We start from the raw sequence: 24,478 nt of genomic DNA on the forward strand, positions 1-24,478 counted from the left end.
CTTGGGCATCACCTTGGTGGCGGGAAGGACGCGCGTGCCAAGACCGGCAACGGGAAGGACGGCCTTGCGGACCGGCTTTTTCGACATGCTCGATACTCCGTGGGGAGGCTTATTCGACGGTGACGGACTTGGCGAGGTTTCGCGGCTGGTCCACATCCGTCCCCTTGTAGACGGCGACATGATAGGCGAGCAACTGCACCGCACTGGCGAACAATAGCGGATTGGTCAGCTGGCTGCCCCTGGGAAGCGTGATAATGCTGGCGGCTTCGCCTTCCAGCGCGCGGGCGCCTTCCGGGTCGGTGATGGCAATCACATGCGCGCCGCGGCTGGCCACCTGCTGGATGGACGAGCGCGTCTTGTCGAACAGCGCATCGTGCGGCGCGATGACGATAACCGGCAGGCCTTCCTCGATCAGGGCGATGGGGCCGTGTTTGAGCTCGCCAGCGGCATAGCCCTCGGCGTGGATATAGCTGATTTCCTTCAGTTTCAGCGCGGCTTCAAGGGCCAGCGGGAAATTCTGGTTGCGGCCCAGATAAAGCACGGTCGGGTGGCTGGCGATTTCCTGGGCCAGCGCCTCGATCTCGCCTTCGCGTTCCAGCGCTTTGACCATCAGGCCCGGCGAGGCCAGAAGGCTGGCCACATGACCGGCTTCCTGCGCGCGGTCCAGATGGCCGCGATGGCGCCCGGCCAGCACCGCCAGGCACGCCAGCGCGGAAAGCTGGCTGGTAAAGGCCTTGGTCGAGGCCACGCCGATTTCGGGGCCGGCCAGCGTCGGCACGACGAGGGAAGCTTCGCGCGCAATCGTGGAATGGGGGGTGTTGACCAGTGCCAGCGTCTGCACACCCGCCGCAGCCGCGAGGCGCATGGCTTCGAGCGTGTCGGCGGTTTCACCCGACTGCGAGATGAACAGGGCGATGTCGCCGGGCAGGAAAACCGGGTCGCGATAACGGAACTCCGAGGCGATATCGACCTCGACCGCCAGACGCGCGAGCGAGCCGAACCAGTAGCGCGAGATTTCGCCCGCATAGGCCGCCGTGCCGCAGCCGACGATTATGAGGCGGCTGGCAGAGCGGAAATCGAGGCCGGCGATCTCGTGCACGCTGTTTTCAAATGCGTCCGCATAGTGGGATACGGTGCGGCCGATCACTTCGGGCTGCTCATGGATTTCCTTTTCCATGAAGTGGCGGTGATTGCCTTTTTCGGCCAGCACATGGCTGGTTTCGGCGGGCACCAGCTTGCGGGTCACGCCAGCGCCTTGTCGGTCGAACACCTCGATTGCGCCGGGGCGGATCACCACCATGTCGCCATCGTCGAGAAACATGATCTGGCTGGCATGGCCGGACAGCGCCAGCGGGTCCGATCCCAGATAGCCTTCCGTGCCGCCGAGACCGGCAATCAGCGGCGCGCCCTTGCGTGCGCCCATGATGAAGCCGGTTTCGCCCTCGATCATCACGCCCAGCGCAAACGCGCCTTCAAGGCGGGGCAATACCGCTTTGAGGGCGGCAACAGGATCGCTGCCCGCCTGCATTTCGCGGTCGATGAGATGGGCCACCACTTCGGTATCGGTCTGGCTGGTGAAACTGCGCCCCTGCGCGGCGAGTTCTTCGCGCAGTGTCTTGAAATTCTCGATAATGCCGTTGTGTACGACCAGCACGCGGCCGGCCTTGTGCGGGTGCGCATTGTCATCGCTGGCAGCGCCATGGGTGGCCCAGCGCGTATGGCCGATGGCAGTGCTGCCGCCAAGTGCGGGGGGAATCTTGTCGGCAAGGGCCTGCACCTTGCCGGTGGCACGCAGGCGATGCAGCGTCCCGCCCTTGTCTATCAAGCCTATCCCGGCGGAATCGTAGCCACGATATTCAAGCCTGCGAAGACCTTCGATTATGAAGCCTTCCGCCTCGCCGTGACCGACCACACCTACAATGCCGCACATTCAGCAACTCCCGGATTTGCCGCAGACGCTACGCCCCTGATTTCAGCCTGCTTAGTGGCAGGCCGCACAGCGTTAGGCAAGGCGGGGCGCAATCACGCTTGATGACGGTTTGTGAAATGACGAGCCCCATGGCGGTTTGCGCACGTCACGGGCCATGGACGCCCCGGACCCGATGGGTTAGGAGTTCAGGTTCATGCTAGGGGACATTTGTGGAGCATTGAGGGCATGAAACTGCCGTTCAGGACCATGTGTGCGGCAGCTGCCCTGCTCACCGGACTGATGTTCGCAAACGCTGCCGCCGCGCAGGAAGGCGAGCGCCCGGTCTATCTTGACGCCATCGAGATCGAGCAGAACCGCGAAGGCAATGTCATCACCGCGCGCGGCGAGGTCAGCGTCCAGTCAGGCGAGCGGATGCTGTTCGCCGACGAGGTGGAATACCGCACCGACGAAGACCGCGTGATCGCGCGCGGTAATGTGCGCCTGCATGACGGGGATATGCCTGCCCAGACCGCCGAAGAGATCGAGCTGACCAATGAATGGTCGGAGGCGATGGCCACCGGCTTTGCCATGCTGATGGACAATAATGGCCGGGCCGCCTCGGCCTATGCCATCCGCAGGTCGGACGGGGGCGTGACTCTCCACCGGGCTTACTATACCGCCTGCGATATCTGTGAGGACAGCCGCCGCCCGCCGACCTGGCGTTTTCGCGCCCGCGAGGTGGTGCAGGACCCTGAATCGGAGATGATCTATTACCGCGATGTCCGGCTGGAGGCGTTCGGGGTTCCGATTTTCTACTCGCCCGTCTTTGCCCATGCAGACCCGTCTGCGCCGCGGCGTTCGGGCTTCCTCATTCCGACGGTGGATCTCTCCAACCGGCTCGGCTTTGTCTACCAGCAGCCCTATTACCATGTGATGTCGCCGCATCGCGATCTGGTCGTGACCCCCATGGTGATGACCGAGTACAATCCGGTTGTCCGCTATGAATACCGCCAGCGTTTCTGGTCAGGTGCGATCCGGGTGCGCGGCAGCGCCACCTATGAGCAGGAGTTCGACCGCGATGGCGGGTTCGGCGATTCCGAGCTTCGTGGTCACATTGCCGGTTCTGGCGCATTCAATATCGCGCCGGGCTGGGTCTGGCGCTTCAATGTCCAGCTGACGTCCGACCCGCTATATATGGAGCGCTACGGGCTGCGAGGCGATGCGGACCGGAGTTCGGACTTTGCCAGGCTCAATGCCCGCCTCCTGCCGACCGAGATCAATGTTCGCGGGCGGACACGGCAGTATTTCGCCAACGCAACCGTCATGGGTTTCCAGTCGCTGGCAGACAATATCGCCGATGAAACCCTGCCCATCATAGCCCCCATCGTGGAAGCCGAATACCGGCTGCCGCTTCCCGGCTGGGCGGGATTTGCCAATGCCAGGGCATCCGGCATCTACCTGACGCGCGATCTGGGCAATGATTACGCGCGGGCGACGGGCGAAATCGACTGGTCGCGCAATTTCACCCTGCCCGGCGGCATCCGCGTTTCTCCCTATGCCGGCGCGCGCGGCGACGCCTACCGCTTCACACGCACCAATGCGAGCGGCGTGACGCTGGAGACGCGCGAATTTACACGCACCATGGCGAATGCCGGTGTGGACGTATCATGGCCCTTCCTGCGGCCGGGCGAGCTGGGCGACACGATTTTGGCGCCGCGCATCCAGCTGGCTTCCTCGACGGCGCTGGGCGACGATGAAATCGCGCCGGGCGAGGACAGCCTCAATCTGGAGCTTGATGTCTCCAACCTGTTCGCGCGCAACCGGGCCAATGGCTATGACGCCTGGGAAGAGGGTACGCACCTCAATGCCGGCCTGACAGCCAGTTTCCAGTCGAAGACGCGCTATCTGCCCGACACCGAGCTGTTTGTCGGCCGCAGCTTCCGTCTGGATGGCGATGCCAGTTTTGGTCCGGGGTCCGGCCTCGATGAACAACAATCGGACTGGGTGGCACAGCTCGATGTCAATTTCGGCAACCAGTTCGAGCTGGGTGTGAGAGGCCGTTATGACGGCGACACGACCCAGGCCAACCGGATCGATGCTTTCTCGCGCGTATCGATCTGGCGGGTGACGGGCAATGTCACCTATTCACTGGTCGACGATGCAGCGGTTAATACGCGGGTGCGCGAATCGGTCAATCTCGGCGGTAATTTCCGCGTCACCGACAATTGGTTTCTGGCCTATTCAGCCGTGCGCGATCTGGAGCGCGGGGTTACGCGCCAACAGGATGTCAGCCTGATCTATCGCGATGAATGCACCGATCTGCGGATCATTTACGACCAGACCAATTACGATATCGGCAATCTGGGCCCCAGCCGGTCGATCATGCTGCAGGTGACGCTGTTCTCGATCGGGAACCGATAGCCCGCCAGCCCCGCACAAGGACCGTGTCCTGCTAGAACTCGCGGATTGCGGCGATGACCGCGTCCTGCGCGGCTTCGTCCAGATAGGGGTGCATGGGCAGAGAGATCACGTTTTCTGCCTTGCCTTCCGTGACAGGCAGTCCGCCCGGCCCGGCAGGGTATTTCGCATACGGCTCCTGCTGGTGGATCGGGATCGGATAGTACACGGCGCTTGGAATGCCGCGTGATTTGAGATGGGCCGCCAGCGCGTCACGGCGGCTGTGCTCGATCGTGTACTGCGCCCAGACAGACACCCCATTTGCGACGACCTGCGGCACGGCATCGACATGCTTTTCCAGATGCGTGTTGTAGCGCCCGGCAATGCGGTTACGCGCCTCGATCTCGTCGGGGAATATGGCGAGCTTTTCCAGCAGCACCGCCGCCTGGATGGTGTCCAGGCGCGAGTTCATGCCGATACGGACATTGAAGTATTTGGGATCGTGCTCGAAGGCACGCTTCTCGATGTCGCGCGGCATGGCTTTGCCATGTACGGCGAGCGATTCCATGATCTCGGCCAGATCCGCATCATCGGTCAGCACCGCGCCGCCATCGCCATAGCAGCCCAGCGGCTTGGCGGGGAAGAAGGAGGTGGTCGTCACATCGCTCCAGTGCGAAGGGTGCTTGCCGTCGAGCGTGCAGCCAAAGCCCTGCGCGCTGTCCGCGATCAGTTTAAGGCCATGGCGCTGCGCAATCTCGCCAATCTGCGGATAGTTGGCGGGCTGGCCGAACAGGTCGACCGCAATCACGGCGCGCGGGTTCAGCTCGCCTTTTGCCTTCACCATCTCGATGGAGGCCTCAAGATGGGCCGGGTCCATATTGTAGGTCGCCGGGTCGATATCGACGAAGACTGGCGAGGCGCCAAGCCAGGGCACCACTTCCGCCGTGGCGGTAAAGGTGAAGGACGGACAGAATACCGCGTCACCGGGGCGCAGCCCCCACGCCATCAGCGGCAGGACCAGCGCATCGGTGCCATTGGCACAGCCCAGCGCGCGCGATGAACCACTGAACCGGGCCAGCGCGGCCTCAAGCTCCTGAACTTCCGGGCCCAGAATAAACCGCCCGCTGCGCACGGCGGACATGATCCGGGCGTCCACCTTCTCCGCGATACGGGCGTATTGGGCTTGAAGATCAATGAATTGCATGACTGGATCCTGTGGGTCGGCTGCCGCCATCGGGCGGTGTTCTGATTGGCGCGACCATGATGCAGGCCTGCGCGAGGAGGGAATCACAATCTGTTTCGATGTCTGCGGGCAAGCCCTCACGGGCCGGGAAGGCTCACTTCACCCGGTCAGCCAACCTTTTAAGGTATAGCGCATAGGCGCCGCCACCCATCGCATCGGCGAGCGCGCGCAAATCCTCGCGGGCGATAAAGCCCTGCCGGAACGCGATCTCTTCCGGGCAGGCAATCTTCGAGCCTTGCCTGCGTTCCAGCGTAGAGACGAAATCGGCTGCTTCCAGCAGGCTGTCGGGCGTGCCGGTATCCAGCCACGCATAGCCCGCGCCCATGGTTTCCACCTCCAGCTCGCCTGCATCGAGATACATCTGCAACAGGCAGGTAATCTCCAGCTCGCCGCGCCCGGACGGCGTGACCTTGCGGGCGCGCGCCGGGGCGTTTCCGTCGAGGAAGTAGAGCCCGGTAACGGCAAACTCGGAAGGCGGCGTTTCAGGCTTTTCGACGATGTGCGTTGCACGGCCCTCATCATCGAAAGCCAGAACGCCATAGCGTTGAGGGTCGGCAACTTCGTAGCCGAAGACCGTCCCACCTGATGGACGCGCATCTGCCGAACGCAGCATCTCGCGCAGGCCCTGGCCAAAGAAGATGTTGTCGCCCAGCACCATCACCGATGGCGCACCGGCGAGGAAATCTTCGGCCAGCAGATAGGCCTGTGCCAGCCCGTCCGGCGATGGCTGGGCGATATAGCTGAGGGAAAGCCCCCACTGGCTGCCATCACCCAGCAGCGCCTGAAACAGAGCCTGATCGTGGGGCGTGGTGATGATGGCGATCTCGCGCACGCCGGTCAGCATCAGCACCGACAGCGGGTAATAGATCATCGGCTTGTCGTAGATCGGCAGGAGCTGCTTGGAGACCACAGCCGTGACCGGATAAAGGCGCGAACCTGATCCGCCAGCCAGAATGATACCCTTGCGTTCTGTCACGGCCATTTTCCCGCAGCGCGATCCATCCGGCCCCCTGTATCCGGCGCGTGCTGCCGGACGTCAATGCGCGCCGCGCGGGTCAGACCTTCGTGCCGAGCCGCTCGCCTGCACCCTTGCGCGCCAGCAGCGGCCGCCACCAGCGCTCATTGTCCAGATACCATTGCACCGTGCGGCGCAGACCCTCTTCAAGCGTCACAGAAGGGCGCCAGCCCAGCTCGCCGGCTATCCGGCTGGCGTCAATCGCGTAGCGGGCATCATGGCCGGGCCGGTCATCAACAAAGCGGATGAGGCTGGCATGGGGCTGCGTTGAAGGACGCAGCTCATCGAGCACCGCGCACAGGGCCGTCACCAGCTCCAGATTGGTGCGCTCGCTATTGCCCCCGATATTGTAGGAACGCCCTGTCTCGCCGCGTTGCAGGACGGTGAGCAGCGCGTCGGCATGATCCTCGACATAGAGCCAGTCGCGCACATTCGAGCCATCGCCATAGACCGGCAAAGGCTCGCCCGCGAGCGCCTTGATGATCATCAGCGGGATCAGCTTTTCGGGGAAGTGATACGGCCCGTAATTGTTCGAGCAGTTGGTCAGCACCACGGGCAGGCCATAGGTCTCATGCCAGGCGCGCACCAGATGGTCGGCCGCCGCCTTCGAGGCCGAATAGGGCGAGCGCGGATCATAGCGCGTCTCTTCGGTGAACTTCACTGACGGATCGGCCGGCAGGGAGCCATACACCTCGTCGGTGGAAATATGGTGGAAGCGGAAGGCTTCCGGACGGCCCTTGCCCGCCCAGTATTTGCGCGCGGCTTCGAGCAGGTTGAACGTGCCGTTGATATTGGTCTCGATGAAGTCCGCCGGGCCATCAATGGAGCGGTCGACATGGCTTTCAGCCGCCAGATGCATCACGGCATCGGGCTGATGGGCGTCAAAAATCCGGTCCAGCGCAGCCCGGTCGCGTATGTCTGCGTGCTCGAAGGCGTAGAGCGGGGTGGTGGCCACAGACGCCACATTCTCCAGCGAGGCCGCATAGGTCAGCGCATCGAGATTGACTACTGCCAAGCCGCGCGACACCGCCAGGCGGATGACCGCCGATCCGATAAATCCCGCCCCGCCTGTGACCAGTACTTTCATCGCCCTGCCCGGCTCCCCCGCGTTCAGATTTCCTGATCGAACGCGCCGACTTCAGGATATTTCGCCAGCTCCTGCTTGATCGCGGCGAAAATCGCGCTGACATCTTCTTTGGAGGCGAGGCTTTCCACCACCACGACCAGGTTGGGCGTGTTGGAGGAGGCCCGGATCAGCCCCCATGCCCCGTCAGCAAAGGTGAAGCGCACGCCATTGACGGTGTTCACATCAACGATTGCACGCCCTGCCACCGTCTCACCCTTCGCCTTCTTGTCTTCAAAGCTGGCGATGATGCGCTCCACCACATCGTATTTCACCTCGTCCGCGCAGGCGGGCGACATGGTGGGCGAGCCATAGCTGACGGGAAGAGCGCGCTTGAGATCGGCCATTGAGCTGTCCGGATTATTGTCCAGCATGGCGAGGACGCAGCGCGCCGCCGTCAGCCCGCAATCATAGCCCTTGCCGACGGGCGGCTGCAGGAAGAAATGGCCGGACTTCTCAAAGCCCGCCAGCGCGCCCAGCTTGTGGGAGCGGCGCTTGATGTAGGAATGGCCGGTCTTGAAGTAATCGGTCTTCGCGCCATTGGCTTTCAGCACCGGATCAGTGGCGTAAAGCCCGGTCGATTTCACATCGACCACGAAAGTGGCGCCCTTGTGCTCAGCGGAGAGATCACGCGCGAGCATCAGGCCCACCTTGTCGGCGAAAATCTCCTCGCCCTCATTATCAACGACGCCGCACCGGTCCCCGTCGCCATCGAAGGCAAGACCGACATCGGCCTTGTGCTCGCGCACCGCCTCGGCCAGCACGTGCAGCATCTTCATGTCTTCGGGGTTCGGATTGTATTTGGGGAAGGTGTGGTCCAGCTCGCAATCGAGCGCGACCACCTCCACGCCCATCGCTTCCAGCGCCTGCGGCGCAAAAGCGCCCGCCGTGCCATTGCCGCAGGCAGCGACGACTTTCAGCTTTCGCTTTGCTTTGAAGCCGCCCACCAGATCGGCGATATAGCGCTCGCGCACGCCATCGGCGCGCACATAGCCGCCCCCGGCGCGCGCCTTGCCAAGACCATCCAGCACGATGGCTTTCAGCCGGCTCATCTCGTCCGGGCCGAAGGTGAGCGGGCGTTCCACGCCCATTTTCACCCCGGTCCAGCCATTGGAATTGTGGCTGGCCGTGACCATGGCGACGGCGGGAATATCGAGATCGAACTGCGCAAAATAGGCCATGGGCGACAGGGCGAGGCCAATATCATGCACCGTCACACCGGACTGCATCAGGCCCACTTCCAGCGCCTGTTTGACCGAAAGCGAATAGCTGCGGAAATCATGGCCCGTGACGATATGCGGGGCGACACCCAGCTCGTGCATCAGCGTGCCAAGGCCCAGCCCCAGCGCCTGCACACCATAGAGGTTCAGCTCCGGTGCCTTGTCGGAACCGGGATGACCGAACCACCAGCGCGCATCGTATTCGCGAAACCCGGTCGGCTTGATGAGCGGGCGGGTTTCAAACTCCCAGCTATTGGGCGGGATGTCGGCGGCGGGGCGCTGGCTATCGGTCATGTGTGCCTCTTTGGGGGGTCAGGTCCGGTCCGGAGTGAGCGCGTATCAACCTAGCTGAGACCGGCACGCAATAGATCATGAATGTGCAACAGGCCGAGCGGCCGGCCGGTTTCATCACAGACAAACACGGACAGGATTTTGTGCGTTCCCGCCGTCATCAGGCGCAGCGCATCGGCAGCGAGATCGCCGGGCCGGACGCTTTTGGGATTGGCTGTCATGATCGCCTCGACCGGCGAAGCAGTGAGGTCCGGGCTCATATGGCGGCGTAAGTCACCGTCCGTGATGATGCCGGTCAGCTTGCCGCCGCGCGTAATGCCGACACAGCCAAACCCTTTGGCGCTCATCACGATCAGCGCATCGGACATGAGCGTGCCTTCTTCGGCCAGCGGCATGTCGGTGTGCATGAGATCGCCCGCCTTGAGGAAGGCTGCGCCCAGCGTGCCGCCGGGATGGAAGGTGGCAAAATCAGCCGCCGTAAAACCACGCGCCTCAATCAGCGCCACGGCGAGCGCATCGCCATAGGCCATCATCAGCGTGGTGGAGGTGGTCGGTGCGCGCGTCTCCGCGGCGGCTTCCGGCACATCGGGAATGAGCAGGAGATGATCGCTCGCCTTGGCCAGCGTACTGTCCTTGCCTGCGGTGAGCGCGATCAGCGGCACGCCGAAGCGGCGGCAATAGGCGCTCAGATCGCCCAGCTCGCGCGTCTCGCCCGATTTGGACAGGGCCAACACCGCATCGCTGGAGGTGATCATGCCCAGATCACCATGGCTGGCTTCTGCCGGGTGGACATATTGGGCCGGCGTGCCGGTAGAGGCGAGCGTGGCGGCGATCTTGCGCGCGACATGGCCCGACTTGCCCACACCTGCACAGATGAGACGGCCGCTCAGGGTGGCCAGCAGGCTGACCACGCCAACAGCGCGCTCATCGAAGGCATCTTCCAGGGCGGCCAGCCCCTCGCGCTCGATACGCGCGGTCCGGCGCATGGCATCAAGGATACGCGCCGTGTCTATCCGGGCAGAGGGGCGGTTCAGGCTTTCAGGTTCAGACATGGAAAAGGGGTCGACCTCAATCACGGCCCACGGCCTGCACCGGGTGCAAAGACGCCGGGCCGAGGGGTTTCACTTGGCTTGAGGCTTTAGCAGCGCTGTTTCGTGCTGGCCAGTTCAGAAGGCGTGATTGCCGATCTGGGTGGCGACGAAGGACAGGAAACGGTCCAGCGTTTCCTGGGTTTCTGTCTCGATGATACGTGCGCTGGCCTGGCCGCCCGGTTCGGTCATGTAGAACATGCATTCGGAGGTCCGCGCCGCCAGCTCCTCGGTGAAGCTGGCCACCAGCCGGTCGAGTAACGCGGCCTCATCCCCGTTCGCGGGGGTAACAACCTGCCGGATCATCCCAACACCCCTTGCACTCTGCCGGACGCCGTTTGCCGGCGCCTCCTGAAGCCGTCATCTCACGATGATGGCCTCCTTCTAGCCGGACACTCTGCCCCTGCCCCCCGGTCATGCAAAGAGAGCGCCGCAAAAACCCGCCCGGTTTGAGCCCGATGTGTGTCTTTTTTGCCAAGGGAGCGGTATGGGAGTGGTCAAGTGAGCGCCTGCGCGCTATTGCCCGGTCCCGACACGGATCAGCCTGCTTTTTTGGAGTTCGCGATGCCCCGCCTAGTCCTCACCCGCCACGGTCAGAGCCAGTGGAATCTGGAAAACCGCTTTACCGGCTGGGTGGATGTAGACCTGACGGAACGCGGCGAAGCCGAAGCGCGCCGGGGCGGCACGCTGATGAAAGAGGCAGGCTTTGCCCCCGACATCGCCTTCACCAGCTATCTGCGCCGTGCCATCCGCACCGCCCAGCTAGGGCTTGATACGCTGGACCGGCTGTGGATCCCGATGATGCCGGACTGGCGGCTCAATGAACGCCATTACGGCGCGCTGACGGGGTTGAACAAAGCCGAGACCGTGGCCGCCCACGGCGAGGACCAGGTGCTGGTCTGGCGGCGTTCCTTCGACATTCCGCCGCCGCCGCTGGATCCGTCCGATCCGCGCCATCCCTCGCACGATGAGCGCTATGCCCATCTCGACCCGGCTGCCCTGCCCGGCACCGAAAGCCTGAAAGATACGCTGACCCGCGTTGATGAGTGTTTCCGTGCGCTGGTGGCGCCGCGCCTCGCCGGCGGCGAGAGCGTGCTCATCTCCGCCCATGGCAATTCGCTGCGCGCGCTGGTGAAAATCCTCTTCCAGGTCAGCAATGACGACATCCTGAAAGTGGAGGTGCCAACCGGCAATCCGCTGCTGATCGAGCTGGATGGGCTTCGCCCCGTCGAGGCGCGCTATCTCGATGAAGACCGCGCCGAGGCCCTGCCCCCATGCCCGAAGGGCTGACCCCTTCCGATCTGCGTTTCATGGACGCGGCGCTGGCGCTGGCCTTTTCCGGGCTGGGAAGCACCGCGCCCAACCCGTCCGTCGGCTGCGTCATCGCAAAAGATGGCCATGTGATCGCCATTGCCGTCACCGCGCCGGGCGGACGCCCGCACGCCGAGGCGCAGGCGCTGGAGAGTGCGGGAGAGGCCGCGCGCGGCGCCGATGTCTATGTCACGCTGGAGCCCTGCTCCCACCATGGCCAGACACCGCCTTGCGCAGACGCACTCATCCGGGCAGGCGTGGCGCGCGTGTTCATCGCGTCCGGCGATCCTGATCCTCGGGTGTCGGGACGCGGCGTGGCCATGCTGCGCGAGGCAGGCATTCAAGTGATCGAAGGCGTCCGGCAGGCGGCAGGCGATACGCTCAATGCCGGCTTTTTCAGCCGCGTACGCACCGGCCTGCCGCTGGTCCTGCAGGACCGCCGGGCCAATATCTTCGATGCTGATCTGGTGCCGGGGCCGGATGAAAGCGTGGATCAGGCGATCCAGCGCCTTGGCCGCGAAGGGATGACCCGGGTGCGCATCGCGCATTAGCGATATTGCGTGTTTTGCTGAAAATAGCTAATATCGCCACATGAAAGTGGAGGCATTGGCGAAATGAGCAAGATTTCCGTGACGGCTACCGAGTTCCAGACCCGTGCCGGGCTCTATATCGAGCAGGCAGCCAAGGCCCCGGTCTTCATCACCAAGCACCGGCGCACGGCGCGCGTACTGATCGATATTGATGAGTATGAGCGCCTGAAGGCGCGCGACACGCGCCAGAACCATCTTACACACGCGCTGCCGGACCAGTGGGCCGACGCGCTGGCTGGCGCACAGTACGGCGATGCCGATCCCGAACTGGAAGCGCTGCTGAAGACGGAATCCGGTGAAAAAGCCTGACCCGGCACCCGGCCTTGTCATCCGCTATGACTTTCTCTGGTCACACGAGCGCGAGAAAGGTCAGGGTGAAGGCAGCAAGGACCGGCCCTGTGTAGTGGTGGCCGCGATTGTCCAGAAGGCTGACGGCAAGACCGAGGTGCTGCTGGCGCCTATGACACACAACCCTCCAGAGGCGCAATCAGGTGCGGTCCCGATACCCGCTGCCATCAGCCGCCATCTCGGACTGGATGACTTGCAAAGCTATGTCGTGACGACCGAGGCCAACGCCGTCTCGTGGGATGATGCGGGCATTATTCCGGCTAGGCCCGGCAAGGACTGGGCCTATGGGCGTCTTCCCAAGGGACTCTACGAAGACATCCGCTTGGCCATGATGGAACGGCTTCGTCAGCGAACGCTGAAAACAGCCAAGCGGGAGAGCTGAAACCCGCCCCCTAACCCTTATTCCGCCGCAGCCGTCTCAGCCTCCGCCAGAAGCGTTTGCGCTCCGGGCGGGGCTGGGGTTTGAGATTGGCGACGAACTGCTCGGTACAGGCGCGCCAGGAGTTCTGCTCGGCGAAGGCGCGCGCATCCTCGCGGTTCAGCTCCAGCGCCTGCAGGCAGGCTTCGCGCAGATCGTCTGACACCACACCGGCATTGGAGCCGGGGATGATGTCGCGCGGACCCGGCGCAACAAACGCCGCCACCGGCGTGCCGCAAGCCATCGCTTCGAGGATTACCAGCCCGAACGTGTCGGTGAAGCTGGGGAAGACGAACACATCGGCGTCAGCAAAATGGCGCGCCAGCTCTTCGCCCGACTTTCCGCCGGTGAAGTGCACGTCCTTGTATTTGCGTTTCAGCTCTTCCAGCTGCGGACCCGGCCCGACGACAACCTTGGAGCCGGGCAGGTCGAGCTTCAGGAAAGCCTCGATATTCTTCTCCACCGCCACCCGGCCGACATAGGCAAAGACCGGCTTTGGCAGGTCTTTGTAGACCCCGCCATCAATGCCGCGCAGGTCCGGGCGGAACTGGTCTGTGTCCACCCCGCGAGACCATGGGACGAGATTGTTGAATCCGCGCTTGACGAGCCCGGCCCGCATCGTCTCGGTGGCGACCATGATGCCGTTACCCGCATTGTGGAAGCGGCGCATGAAGGCATAGCCCGCCGCCAGCGGAATAAAGGGGAAGCGCGCATGCACATATTCGGGAAACTGGGTGTGGTAGCTGGTCGTGAAGGGCAGCTTCCATGACAGGCAGATGCGCCGGGCAACATGGCCCAGCGTGCCTTCGGTGGAGATATGGATCGCTTCCGGCTCGAAGGCGCGGAAACGCGCTTCCAGGTCCTCACGCGCGCCCAGCGCCAGCTTGATATCGGGATAGGTGGGCAGGGGGATGGTCTTGAAGCCAAGGCCCGGATGGATGACCTCCACCTCATGGCCCATGGCGCGGCATTCATCGACCGTGCGCGACAGGGTACGCACCACGCCATTGACCTGCGGCTCCCAGGCGTCTGTCACCAGCAGTATGCGCAGCGGCGTGTTGTCCATGTCCCAGCCTCTTCTCGAATGCCGCAAGCCTGTTCGGGGTAGCGGCAGGATGTCGGGCCGGTGCTCATAACGTGTTTTTCCGCCCAAGCGAAGGGTAACGGTGCTGTGGCCTTGCCTGCCCGTTCGCGTTGTGGGCAATGTCGGCCCAGCTCTGGCCTGGAACACGGATTGACAATGAACGGTATAACTTCTCCTGCCTCCGGTATCGACTGGGACGCCATTGACGCCCTGAAATTCGCACCTGAAAGCGAAGCCGTGCGAGCGTTGAACGCCAAGGCCGGGCTGGACACGGCTGCGCGCGCGCGCGTTTCGGCAGCGGCGATTGATCTGGTCGAGCGGGCCCGCGCTGCCAAAACCCGCACCGGGCTGATGGAATCCTTCCTTCAGGAGTTTGGCCTGTCCAACAAGGAAGGCCTCGCCCTGATGTGTCTGGCCGAGGCGCTCTTGCGCGTGCCGGATGCGAAGACCGCCGATGCGCTGATCGCCGAAAAAATCGGCTCGGGTGCGTGGGCGGAGCACGCCTGGAAATCCGAGAACTGGCTGGTCAATGCGTCCACGCTGGGCCTGATGCTCTCCGGCTCGCTGATGGACGTGGATCCGGCGGCTCGGAAAGATCCTGGCGCCTATTTCCGCAATATCGCGGGCCGGGTCGGTGAGCCGGTCATCCGCACCGCCACGCGTCAGGCCATGCGCATTCTGGGCGAGCAGTTCGTGCTGGGCCGCACGATTGGCGGCGCGATCAAGCGCGGTCATGCCTGGAAAGTGCCTGAAGGGCACTTGCCGCTCTTCTCTTTTGACATGCTGGGCGAAGGCGCGCGCACACACACGGACGCGGCGCGTTATCACACCCGCTACATGGACGCGATTGCGGCCGTGGCCAAGTCCCGCCAGCAAGGGCCGGTGGAGGCCGTGGACGGCGTATCGGTGAAGCTCTCCGCCCTGCATCCGCGCTATAATATCTTCAAGCTCGAAGCGCTCTGGCGCGAGCTTTATCCCAAGGTGCTCGAACAGGCGGAGGCGGCAAAGGCTGCTGACATAGGCTTCTGCCTGGACGCCGAGGAATCAGACCGTCTCGTCCTGCAGCTGATGATACTGGAACGGCTGGCGCACGAGCCATCGCTTGCCGGCTGGAACGGTCTGGGCCTTGCCCTGCAGGCCTACCAGAAGCGCGCCTACGCGGTGATCGGCAAACTGGCCGAGCTGGGCCGGAAAAGCGGACGGCGCCTCATGGTGCGCCTCGTGAAGGGCGCCTACTGGGATACGGAAGTGAAATTCTCCCAGATGAATGGCTGGCCGGACTTCCCGGTCTGGACCACCAAATCGGCGACCGATCTCAATTATCTTGCCTGCGCGCGCGCCATGCTGGGCGAGCCGGACACGATCTACCCCCAGTTTGCCACCCATAACGCGCATTCATTGTGTGCTGTGCGCGAGATCGCCGCCGAGCTCGGCAATGGCGCGTATGAGTTCCAGCGCCTGCACGGCATGGGCGAGCCGCTTTATCTGGCCGCCGCCAGCGCATTCACTCTGCGCCCGGTACGCGTCTACGCGCCCGTGGGCAGCCATGAAGACCTTCTGCCCTATCTGGTGCGCCGCCTGCTGGAGAATGGCGCCAACACCTCCTTCGTGCACTCCTTCCTCGATCCGGATGTGCCCGCTGCCGATGTGGCGCGCGGCCCGTTCGAGGGCGCCGACAGCATGGACCGCCACCCCTTCATTCCGGCCCCGCCCCGGCTTTACGGCCCGCACAGGGAGAACGCGGCAGGCACTGACCTCTCACAGAAAGGTATGCGTACCATGCTGGCAGACGCGCAGACGCGTTTCGACAAGGCGATGCCCCATGCCTGCGCCCCGATCATTTCCGGCAAGGTGAAAACCGGGGCGGAGCGCGGGCAGGCGAGCCCTGCGGATTCGTCTGTGATTGTGAGCAAGATCACCGAGGCTGATGAAGCCATGGTCGATGCTGCCTTCACTGCGGCCCACAAGGCGTTCGGGGCATGGGACCGTCAGGGCGGCGCAGCCCGCGCGGCGATTCTGCGAAAGCTCGCCGATGCGCTGGAAGCCGATACCGACCGCTTCATGGCCATCCTGACGCGCGAGGCCGGCAAGACGCTTAATGACGGTGTCGCCGAAGTGCGCGAAGCGGTCGATTTCCTGCGCTATTACGCGGCCGAAGCCGAGACCAAGTTCAGCCATGCCGACCGCATGCCGGGACCGGCCGGTGAAACCAATCATCTGGAGCTTGCGGGCAAGGGTGTCTTCACCTGCATCAGCCCGTGGAATTTCCCGCTGGCGATCTTCACCGGCCAGATTGCCGCTGCGCTGGCAGCGGGCAATACGGTCGTCGCCAAACCGGCCGAGCAGACACCGCTGGTGGCGTTCGAGGCGGTAAAGCTCTTCCAGAAGGCAGGCCTGCCCAAGGATGTGCTGCAACTGGTGCCGGGCGATGGCAAGGTCGGCGCGATGATGACGAGCCATCCGCTTCTGGCAGGGGTTGCCTTTACCGGCTCGACGGAAGTCGCGCGCATCATCAACCGCACGTTGGCATCGCGCGAGGGTGCCATCCTGCCCCTGATCGCCGAAACGGGCGGGCTCAACGCCATGTTCGTCGATACCTCCGCCCTGAAAGAGCAGGTGGTGGACGATGCGATTCTCTCCGCCTTCGGTTCAGCCGGACAGCGCTGCTCGGCGCTTCGCATCCTCTTCCTGCCGCGCGAAACCTCTGATGGCCTGATCGAGGCCCTCAAGGGCGCGATGGACGCGCTCGCCTTGGGTGATCCCGCCGATCCGGCGACGGATGTCGGCCCGGTCATTGATGACGAGGCGCTAGCCATGCTGACCGCCCACGCGGAGCGCATGGAGCGCGAAGCGACAATCCTGCACCGCGCGCCGCTGAGCGATGAACTGAAGGCGCAAGGGCATTACTTTGCGCCCTTGCTGGTGGAACTGCCCTCGCTGGACGTGGCCGACCGCGAAGTGTTCGGGCCGATCCTGCATGTGATCCGCTACAAGCGCGCCGATCTGCCAAAGCTCGCCGCCCAGCTCGCGGGCAAGGGCTACGGGCTGACGCTGGGTGTGCATTCGCGTCTCCAGCGATTCCTTGATTCGGTCCGCGAGGCGGTTCCGGCGGGCAATACGTACGTGAACCGCAACATGACCGGCGCGGTCGTCGGCGTGCAGCCTTTCGGCGGCGAGGGCCTCTCCGGCACCGGGCCGAAAGCCGGGGGACCGCACTATCTCTACCGCTTCGCCGCAGAGCGCGTCGTCACCATCAACATCGCGGCGCAAGGGGGCGATCCCGAGCTCCTGAATCTGGGTTGAACCTGCCAGCCGGCTTTCCACATTTAATGTCAGCTGGGCTACAGCCCCGAAAGCGTTAAAGAGTCCGGATGCGGAGCGGTCCGTGGTAAGGCTTCATTAACCAAAAAGTTGGGTTGAAGCGTGTTTGGGCCGTTGACGCTGGGCCAGACCCTTAGCACTATATGTTGCGGTTTCCGGGGGAAGCCACACAGCATGTATAGGTTTTGTTAAGGCGGCGCGCATTTTTCTGCCCAGCGCCTAGGATTTTTGCGCCCTGCACGAAGGAGCGGTTTGGACCATGACGCCGTTTGACTCTAGCCCGATCTCCGGCACCGCAACGCAGGGCCCTGTACGCTCGCGGCGGGGCAAGCCCAAAGCCGTCACGCTGCGCCTCGTGGAGAGCGTGAAGACCGATCCGTCACGCGACGAGCTGCTGACCGATTTCGGCAAGAAAACGCTGGTCGACCGTTATCTCCTGCCCGGCGAAACCTATCAGGACATGTTCGCGCGCGCCGCGACGGCTTATGCTGACGATACGGCCCACGCGCAGCGCCTTTACGACTATATGTCGCGTCTCTGGTTCATGCCGGCCACGCCGGTCCTCTCCAATGGCGGGGCCGAGCGCGGCCTGCCGATTTCGTGCTTCCTGAATTCGGTTGGCGATTCGCTGGACGACATCGTGGCCACCTGGACGGAGAATGTGTGGCTGGCCTCCAATGGCGGCGGCATCGGCACCTATTGGGGCCATGTGCGCTCCATCGGCGAGAAGGTCGGCCAGAACGGGCAGACATCCGGCATCATTCCCTTCATCCGCGTGATGGATTCGCTGACCCTTGCGATTTCGCAAGGTTCGCTGCGCCGTGGTTCGGCGGCCGTCTATCTCGACATCCATCACCCGGAGATCGAAGAGTTCCTCGAAATCCGCAAACCCTCTGGCGATTTCAACCGCAAGAGCCTCAATCTCCATCACGGGCTGAATATCACCGACGAGTTCATGGTGGCGGTGCGTGAGGATGCGGACTTCCCGCTCATCTCGCCGAAATCGGGCGAAGTGGTGAAATCCATCTCCGCGCGCAAGCTGTGGCAGAAAATCCTGGAGCTGCGCCTGCAGACCGGCGAGCCCTACATCATCTATTCCGACACGGTGAACAACGCGCTGCCCATGTTCCAGAAGAAGCTGGGCCTGAAAGTGCGCCAGTCCAATCTGTGCTCGGAAATCATGCTGCCGACGGGCGTCGACCATCTGGGCCGCGACCGCACCGCCGTGTGCTGCCTGTCTTCGGTCAATGCGGAGAAATTCCTCGAGTGGAAGGGCGATCCGCTCTTCATCGAGGATCTGTTCCGCTTCCTCGACAACGTGCTGCAGGACTTCATCGACCGCGCGCCCGACGAGATGGACCGCGCCACCTATTCAGCCTGGCGCGAGCGGTCTGTCGGCCTTGGCCTGATGGGCTTCCACTCCTTCCTGCAGGCGCTCAACATTCCCTTTGAGTCCGCCATGGCAGCCAGCTGGAACCGCAAGCTGTTCAAGCATCTGCGTCAGGGTGCGGACCGCGCCTCGGTAAAGCTTGCCGAAGAGCGCGGCGCCTGCCCGGATGCGGCAGAGAGCGGCGTGAAGGCGCGCTTCTCGCACAAGCTGGCCATCGCGCCGACGGCCTCGATCTCGATCATTTGCGGCGGCACCAGCGCAGGCATCGAGCCGATCCCGGCCAATGTCTACACGCACAAGACGCTGTCTGGATCGTTCACGGTAAAGAACCCCTATCTGGAGAAAATTCTCGACGAGAAGGGTATCAACACGCCTCACACCTGGAACTCGATCCTGGAGCATGAAGGCTCGGTCCAGCATCTCGACGCCCTCACCCAGGACGAGAAAGACGTCTTCAAGACCGCGTTCGAGCTGGACCAGCGCTGGGTGATCGAGCACGCCGCCGACCGCACGCCCTATATCTGCCAGGCGCAGTCGCTGAACATCTTCCTGCCGGGCAATGTCGATAAATGGGATCTGCATATGCTGCACTGGACGGCATGGGAGCGGGGCATCAAGTCGCTCTATTATTGCCGCTCCAAATCGGTCCAGCGCACCGCCTTTGCCGGAACCGAAGGCAAGGATAACATGGAAAGCTCCATGCAGGCTGCGGCCAAGACCGAGTACGAGGAATGCCTCGCCTGCCAGTAAGGCACTGGAAAATATGCGAGCGGGAAAGGGGAGGCGTGCAGCCTCCCCTTTTTCATGGCAAGGTTGCAGGCCTCTTAATTGCGGGTTAACGCCGTTCGGGCGAATTTAGGCGCGCATGCTCAGGGAACATGATACGATCTGAGGTGTTTATTGAGGTGACGAAACCGGCACTGGGGAGCGCCATCGTGACCACTGCGAAGCACATTACAGGACGTTTCACCGCGAGGGCACATTGCCTTGCGGGCCTCATGGTCCTTGCCGGCGCCAACCTGGCGGGCGGCACGCCTGCGTCCATGGCGCAGGAAGCCCCCTCCCTCGACACGAACACCATCATCATCACGCCGCTGCTCGAAGAGCTTGCTGCCGGGCCTCTGCCCTCCATGCGCCTGTCTATGGACCGGGGCGAGTGGGTACAGACGCCTCATGGCGCCCGCGATGCAACGGCGCTCGCGGTGTCCGGCCTGTCGGCTGCCGACACAGGCGAGTTGCGCCAGAGCTTCGGCGCGTTCAATGCACCGCAGACCGTTATTGCCCGCAGCGCGGCTGGCAGCGAATTGCGCGTGGCGATGTTCGATGCTGAAGAGCCCGACTGGGTGACAGCCGCCCTTTCCCCGTCAGGGCTGGACATGCCTGCCTGGCAGTTCTCCTCCAACCGGATGCGCGGGCGGGCCATGGCCCTGCGCTATGAAGGCCGCTTTGACAGCGCGGGCGGACAGGGCGAGCTGGATATGGGTCTGCGCCCGCGCGCCGGTGTCAGCTTTGGTGATGGCGGGTCGGCTACCGAGTTCGGCGCCACGGTGCGTGTGGGTCAGTATGTCGGCAGCGAAAACTCGGCCAATGGCGGCTGGTGGTTCTTTGCCGGCGCCGACCGTCAGGCGCTGATCTACCGCCCCGGCGAGTCGCGCTCCTTGCGCGAGACGCTCACCCTCCAGCCCTATGCCATGGTGGGAGATCAGCAGGCTGGCCTCGCCATGCGGGTACAGGGCGTGGATGTCTCGCTCGCCTATGTGCGCCGTGAAACCAGCTGGTCGCTGCCGACCCAGTCCTGGGACACATCTGAAGACTTCGCTGCCTTCTCGCTGACCTGGCGCAGATAGGGGCGGCGCTAGAGCGCTGCGAGAGCCGTCTCCAGATCGCGCCAGAGATCGTCCACATCCTCCAGCCCCACAGACAGGCGCACCAGCGAATCGCTGATGCCGGCATGGGCGCGCGCCTGCGGGCTCATCGCGGCATGGGTCATCAGGGCAGGCACGCTGACCAGGCTTTCCGCCCCGCCGAGCGATTGCGCCAGCGAGAACAATTCCAGCCGCTCCAGAAACACGCGCGGATCGCCTTTGACCTGAAGGCTCAACAGCGGCCCGAATAGCCCTGCCTGCTGGCGTACTGCGAGGCCATGGCCGGGATGACCGGCAAGGCCGGGATAATCGACGCCGGCCACGCTGCCATGCCGGGCCAGCCGCCCTGCCAGGTCCAGCGCGGCCTCTGACTGCGCTTTCGCCCTCAAGGGCAGGGTGCGAAGCCCCCGCGTCGCCAGAAACGCATCAAACGGCCCAAGCCCTGTGCCTGACGCATTCAGCCACCAGGCAAGATCGTCCAGAAGCGCGGCTTCGAGCACGCTCACCACACCGCCCACCATATCGGAATGGCCATTGATGATCTTGGTCAGCGAGCTGACGGATATGTCGGCTCCCAGCTCCAGCGGGCGCTGGATGGCGGGAGAGAGCACGGTGTTGTCGACCGCCACCAGCGCGCCTGCCGCGTGCCCCAGCGCGCTCGCCGCCGCGATGTCGGTAATGCGCAGGCGCGGATTGGACGGGGTTTCCAGAAAGAGCAGCGCCGCGCCGGGCGCAAGTGCGGTTTCCAGCGCAGGAAGGTCTGTCGCATCGGCATAGACAATCTCGAAGCCGCGCTGGGGGCCGCGCGCATTGAACAGGCGCTGCGTGCCGCCATAGCTATCATGCGCGGCGACAATGCGCGCGCCTGCGGGTAAGAGGTTCAGGACCAGATCGATCGCGGCCATGCCGGAGGCTGTCAGGCAGGCCCCCGCACCGCCTTCAAGACCGGCAATGGCCTCTGCCAGCACGGCGCGTGTGGGCGCATTGGTGCGCGCATAGTCAAACCGGCCGGGTATGGCCGGGTCTTCACGCAGATAGGTGGCGGCCACATTGATCGGCGCGACGATGCCGCCATGGCCCGGATCGGCGTTTATCCCGGCGCGCGCGGCGCGCGTGGCAAGGCTTTCGCGTGTCCGGTCCCGGCTCATACCGCCTCCAGAAAGCGTGTCACGGCCTCCACCTCCTTTAAAAATCCGTCATGGCCATAAAGGCTGGAACAGGTCTGCAGGCTGGCACCGGGAATGGCATTGGCCAGCGCCTTCATGTCGGCCAGCGGCACCAGCCTGTCTTCGGCCACCGCGAACAGCCGCGCAGGCGCACGGATGGCGGCCGGATCGATGCGCACCGCATCCATGGAGCGCGACAGGGCCAGAAAGCGCTGCGGGCTGGTATGGGCGGCATAGTCCGCGCCGCGCGCCGCCAGATAGGCCTCTACGCCCCTGACATCGCACGAGCCCGGCGCCGGGCTGGCAAAGCGCGCCTTGAACTCGTCTGCGGTGCGATAGGTCGTCATGGCAAGGCGGCGCGCCAGATCGACCCCGCCTGCTCCATCGCCGCGCGCAAGGCCAAACTCGACAATATCGCGCTGAATGGCGCGCAGCGCCGTCGTCATCGGATGGGGGCAGGCGGCCGCGCACAGCACATGCAGGCCCGTCACCCGGTCCGGCGCGAGGGCGGCCAGCGCCAGCGCAATGCTGCCGCCATAGGAGGCTCCCACGATCTGGAAGGTCTCAAACCCTGCCGCATCGGCGAGCGCCAGCAGGGCCTCTGCCTGATCTTCCACGCGCGGGAAGGGCCCCACTTCCTCTGCCAGAAAATCGAAGGCGAGAAGCTGGTGGCGCAGCGGGTCGAGCGCGAGGCCCGGCCCGGCAATGCCCGGCCACCAGCTGGCCCGGTCTGCGTGATCACCCAGCAGGAAGCGGTGCGCCGAAATCCCGCCCAGCACGATAATGCCCGGCGCGCCGGTAGGGCCGTAGACACGGCCCCTGGCGGTTACGAACGCACCGGAGGACAGCTCCAGCGTGGTGATATGGTCGTTTATGGGGAAGGGACAGGCGGGATCGGCTGCCCTCTCCCCCGCCTCTGTGGCGGCAAGCACGGCAGGCATCAGCCGTGCTCCGCGACCAGACGGGCAATGTCTCCGGCCATGCTGGCCGCCGTCGGCGCGCCGCCTGCGCCCTTGCCGGTGAGGATCACGCCCGGCGCATCCTTCAGCGCGATGACCACGCCATTGCCTTCACGCTCCACACGGTAGAACACGCTGTCGGCGCCCACCGCTTCGAGACGCACCGCGGCGTGAACGCCGCCGCCTGAACGGGCGAGACGCCCGACCTGCCGGATGCGCAGCCCCTCACGCGCCGCCTTGGCGGCAAAGCCGGGGGCCAGTTCAGTGATCGACTGGCGGGCTATGGCCTCAATATCAAGATCAACACCCCAGGCGGCGCGGGCGGTCAGCACCAGCTTGGCTGCCGCGTCATCACCGTCGAGATCGGCGCTGGGATCGGCTTCGGCAAAGCCGGCGGCCTGCGCGGCGCGCACGGCATCGTCCAGCGCCTCGCCCTTGGCCAGCCGGTCCAGCACGAAATTCGATGTGCCGTTGAACACGCCCTTAACGGTCGTGATTTCGCGTCCGCGCGCATTGAGGGCGCTGACCGTTTCCAGCACGGGCACACCGCCGCCTACCGCGGCGCTATAGAGAAAGGCGCGGCCCTTCTCTTTCGCCGCGCGCTCCAGATCGGGGCGGCGGGCGATGACGGCCTTGTTGGCGGAGACGATGTGGGCACCGGCCTGAACCGCGCGCTCCAGCGCCGTCTCGGCGCCCGCGCAGCCCGGCAGGGCGTCAATGACCAGATCAGGAGCAAGGTCCAGCGCGGCATCGAGACTGTCGAGCACGCGTACCGGACCCTTGCCCAGATCACGCCAGCGGCTCACCGCAATGGCCTCAATCGCCACGCCTTGCGGCAGGCGGGCGCGAAGCGCGCTGCCGACCGTGCCGCAGCCCAGCAATACCGCGCGCATGGGCCGGCTGCGTACGGTTACGGGAGACACAAAGCTCGGTGCGTAATCCAGCGGGGCCATGGCAGTTCCACTCTTCTTTTTTCCGTCGCGCGGGAGAGCGGAAAGGCAAATGCAAGAGCGCCGATGGCAAAGGGATGCAGGACTATTCCGGTCGTGCCCGGTCCGGGCAGCGTTGTCTTGTCCTGCTTCGCTTTAGCTGCATTTGTTCCGCGCCCGCAAGCTGAAGCTCAAATCGGCGCAAGATCAGGACATAAAGATATCCTTATATGATGTCAAGCGCGTACTTCGCGCTGCGCAAAAGCGCTGGCGTGGCAGGCTTTAGCCGCTAGTCTGGCGGCCATGCGCACCACCCCTCTTCTTGCCCTTGCGGGTCTGGCAATCGTCCTTTCGGGCTGTGTGTCCGTGCCAGCGCCGATGACCGACCCGCGTGAGCGCGGGCCGTTCATGCCGCAATCGCAAATGCCGCTCATGCCCAATATTGCCCGCATGGCCCCCAGCGAGGGCTGTCAGGGCGAGCCCTTGAGTGCGGTCCATGCGCCTCTGCCCGAATACCCCGCGCGCGGCTGGGCACGCGGCGAGCAGGGCTGGTCCATTGTCCAGTTCGATGTGGACGGGTCTGGCGCGGTGGAAAATGTGCGTATTGCGCAAGGCGTGCCGGGCCGCTTCTTTGACCGCGAGGCCCGCCGCGCGGTCGAACAATGGCAGTTCGCACCCCTGTCCGAAGGCGCGCACCTGACCGGCTGCACGGTGATGTTCGAGTTTGTCCTCGGACAGGTGCGCATACGCTGATAACCTCTCCTCGCTTGCGGATTTACCTTAAGTTAAGGTGGTGATTCGACCGGCTGCA

21 protein-coding genes are annotated in these 24,478 nt (G+C 64.1%); 9 read left to right on the forward strand and 12 right to left on the reverse strand.

The window, feature by feature from the left end; genetic code table 11:
* On the reverse strand, nucleotides 1-87 hold an 87-nt coding region (locus ACTIGC_RS12575), incomplete at its 3' end, for a hypothetical protein (protein ID WP_439634797.1).
* Nucleotides 88-109: 22 nt separating this feature from the next.
* Entirely contained in the window at nucleotides 110-1,930 is a 1,821-nt protein-coding gene (glmS, locus tag ACTIGC_RS12580) for a glutamine--fructose-6-phosphate transaminase (isomerizing) (protein WP_439634740.1), read from the reverse strand.
* Between the two features lie 225 nt (nucleotides 1,931-2,155).
* On the opposite strand from glmS, the gene ACTIGC_RS12585 reads away from it, so the two are divergent.
* Nucleotides 2,156-4,330, forward strand: a complete 2,175-nt coding sequence (locus ACTIGC_RS12585; protein ID WP_439634741.1) for an LPS-assembly protein LptD — start codon at nucleotides 2,156-2,158, stop codon at nucleotides 4,328-4,330.
* Between the two features lie 31 nt (nucleotides 4,331-4,361).
* On the opposite strand, the gene ACTIGC_RS12590 is transcribed toward ACTIGC_RS12585, so the two are convergent.
* From ACTIGC_RS12590 to ACTIGC_RS12615, 6 genes are all read right to left on the reverse strand, one after another.
* A complete protein-coding gene (locus tag ACTIGC_RS12590; RefSeq protein WP_439634742.1) occupies nucleotides 4,362-5,510 on the reverse strand; it encodes a DegT/DnrJ/EryC1/StrS family aminotransferase in 1,149 nt (382 codons plus the stop codon).
* 133 nt (nucleotides 5,511-5,643) lie between these two features.
* Entirely contained in the window at nucleotides 5,644-6,525 is an 882-nt protein-coding gene (gene rfbA, locus ACTIGC_RS12595) for a glucose-1-phosphate thymidylyltransferase RfbA (protein ID WP_439634743.1), read from the reverse strand.
* Nucleotides 6,526-6,604: 79 nt separating this feature from the next.
* Entirely contained in the window at nucleotides 6,605-7,651 is a 1,047-nt protein-coding gene (rfbB, locus tag ACTIGC_RS12600; protein WP_439634744.1) for a dTDP-glucose 4,6-dehydratase, read from the reverse strand.
* A gap of 23 nt (nucleotides 7,652-7,674) precedes the next feature.
* Nucleotides 7,675-9,201: a phosphomannomutase/phosphoglucomutase gene (locus tag ACTIGC_RS12605; RefSeq protein ID WP_439634745.1), complete on the reverse strand. Its 1,527-nt coding sequence runs from the start codon at nucleotides 9,199-9,201 to the stop codon at nucleotides 7,675-7,677.
* Between the two features lie 50 nt (nucleotides 9,202-9,251).
* Nucleotides 9,252-10,250: a KpsF/GutQ family sugar-phosphate isomerase gene (locus ACTIGC_RS12610; protein ID WP_439634746.1), complete on the reverse strand. Its 999-nt coding sequence runs from the start codon at nucleotides 10,248-10,250 to the stop codon at nucleotides 9,252-9,254.
* 114 nt (nucleotides 10,251-10,364) lie between these two features.
* Complete coding sequence (locus ACTIGC_RS12615; protein ID WP_439634747.1) at nucleotides 10,365-10,592, reverse strand: hypothetical protein; 228 nt, start codon at nucleotides 10,590-10,592, stop codon at nucleotides 10,365-10,367.
* Nucleotides 10,593-10,850: 258 nt separating this feature from the next.
* Between ACTIGC_RS12615 and gpmA the strand changes: the two genes are divergently transcribed.
* The 4 genes from gpmA to ACTIGC_RS12635 all read left to right on the forward strand — a co-directional run bounded on the left by gpmA (nucleotide 10,851) and on the right by ACTIGC_RS12635 (nucleotide 12,917).
* On the forward strand, nucleotides 10,851-11,576 hold the full coding sequence (gpmA, locus tag ACTIGC_RS12620; protein ID WP_439634748.1) for a 2,3-diphosphoglycerate-dependent phosphoglycerate mutase: 726 nt from the start codon (nucleotides 10,851-10,853) through the stop codon (nucleotides 11,574-11,576).
* Complete coding sequence (ribD, locus tag ACTIGC_RS12625; RefSeq protein WP_439634749.1) at nucleotides 11,561-12,148, forward strand: bifunctional diaminohydroxyphosphoribosylaminopyrimidine deaminase/5-amino-6-(5-phosphoribosylamino)uracil reductase RibD; 588 nt, start codon at nucleotides 11,561-11,563, stop codon at nucleotides 12,146-12,148. Before gpmA ends, ribD begins: the two co-directional genes overlap by 16 nt.
* Before the next feature lie 63 nt (nucleotides 12,149-12,211).
* On the forward strand, nucleotides 12,212-12,496 hold the full coding sequence (locus ACTIGC_RS12630) for a type II toxin-antitoxin system prevent-host-death family antitoxin (protein ID WP_439634750.1): 285 nt from the start codon (nucleotides 12,212-12,214) through the stop codon (nucleotides 12,494-12,496).
* Nucleotides 12,483-12,917 carry a hypothetical protein gene (locus ACTIGC_RS12635; protein ID WP_439634751.1) on the forward strand — a complete coding sequence of 145 codons (435 nt, stop codon included), beginning with the start codon at nucleotides 12,483-12,485 and terminating at the stop codon, nucleotides 12,915-12,917. The genes ACTIGC_RS12630 and ACTIGC_RS12635 overlap by 14 nt, the downstream gene beginning before the upstream one ends.
* A gap of 10 nt (nucleotides 12,918-12,927) precedes the next feature.
* On the opposite strand, the gene ACTIGC_RS12640 is transcribed toward ACTIGC_RS12635, so the two are convergent.
* Entirely contained in the window at nucleotides 12,928-14,004 is a 1,077-nt protein-coding gene (locus tag ACTIGC_RS12640) for a glycosyltransferase family 4 protein (RefSeq protein ID WP_439634798.1), read from the reverse strand.
* Nucleotides 14,005-14,193: 189 nt separating this feature from the next.
* On the opposite strand from ACTIGC_RS12640, the gene putA reads away from it, so the two are divergent.
* The 3 genes from putA (at nucleotide 14,194) to ACTIGC_RS12655 (ending at nucleotide 20,595) form a co-directional block, all read left to right on the forward strand.
* On the forward strand, nucleotides 14,194-17,340 hold the full coding sequence (gene putA, locus ACTIGC_RS12645; protein ID WP_439634752.1) for a bifunctional proline dehydrogenase/L-glutamate gamma-semialdehyde dehydrogenase PutA: 3,147 nt from the start codon (nucleotides 14,194-14,196) through the stop codon (nucleotides 17,338-17,340).
* A gap of 277 nt (nucleotides 17,341-17,617) precedes the next feature.
* On the forward strand, nucleotides 17,618-19,498 hold the full coding sequence (locus ACTIGC_RS12650; RefSeq protein WP_439634753.1) for a ribonucleoside-diphosphate reductase subunit alpha: 1,881 nt from the start codon (nucleotides 17,618-17,620) through the stop codon (nucleotides 19,496-19,498).
* A gap of 185 nt (nucleotides 19,499-19,683) precedes the next feature.
* On the forward strand, nucleotides 19,684-20,595 hold the full coding sequence (locus ACTIGC_RS12655; RefSeq protein ID WP_439634754.1) for a hypothetical protein: 912 nt from the start codon (nucleotides 19,684-19,686) through the stop codon (nucleotides 20,593-20,595).
* 8 nt (nucleotides 20,596-20,603) lie between these two features.
* Here ACTIGC_RS12655 and ACTIGC_RS12660 read toward each other — a convergent pair whose 3' ends face one another.
* Genes ACTIGC_RS12660 through ACTIGC_RS12670 form a run of 3 tightly spaced genes read right to left on the reverse strand, consistent with a single transcriptional unit; the run spans nucleotide 20,604 to nucleotide 23,691 of the window.
* A complete protein-coding gene (locus tag ACTIGC_RS12660; RefSeq protein WP_439634755.1) occupies nucleotides 20,604-21,761 on the reverse strand; it encodes a trans-sulfuration enzyme family protein in 1,158 nt (385 codons plus the stop codon).
* Nucleotides 21,758-22,720, reverse strand: a complete 963-nt coding sequence (gene metX, locus ACTIGC_RS12665) for a homoserine O-succinyltransferase MetX (RefSeq protein WP_439634756.1) — start codon at nucleotides 22,718-22,720, stop codon at nucleotides 21,758-21,760. The genes ACTIGC_RS12660 and metX overlap by 4 nt, the downstream gene beginning before the upstream one ends.
* A complete protein-coding gene (locus ACTIGC_RS12670; protein WP_439634757.1) occupies nucleotides 22,720-23,691 on the reverse strand; it encodes a hypothetical protein in 972 nt (323 codons plus the stop codon). Before ACTIGC_RS12670 ends, metX begins: the two co-directional genes overlap by 1 nt.
* Nucleotides 23,692-23,970: 279 nt before the next feature.
* Between ACTIGC_RS12670 and ACTIGC_RS12675 the strand changes: the two genes are divergently transcribed.
* A complete protein-coding gene (locus ACTIGC_RS12675) occupies nucleotides 23,971-24,420 on the forward strand; it encodes a TonB family protein (RefSeq protein ID WP_439634758.1) in 450 nt (149 codons plus the stop codon).
* Nucleotides 24,421-24,478: the final 58 nt, after the last annotated feature.

This window comes from Glycocaulis sp. (assembly GCF_051859565.1).
GTDB lineage: Bacteria > Pseudomonadota > Alphaproteobacteria > Caulobacterales > Maricaulaceae > Glycocaulis.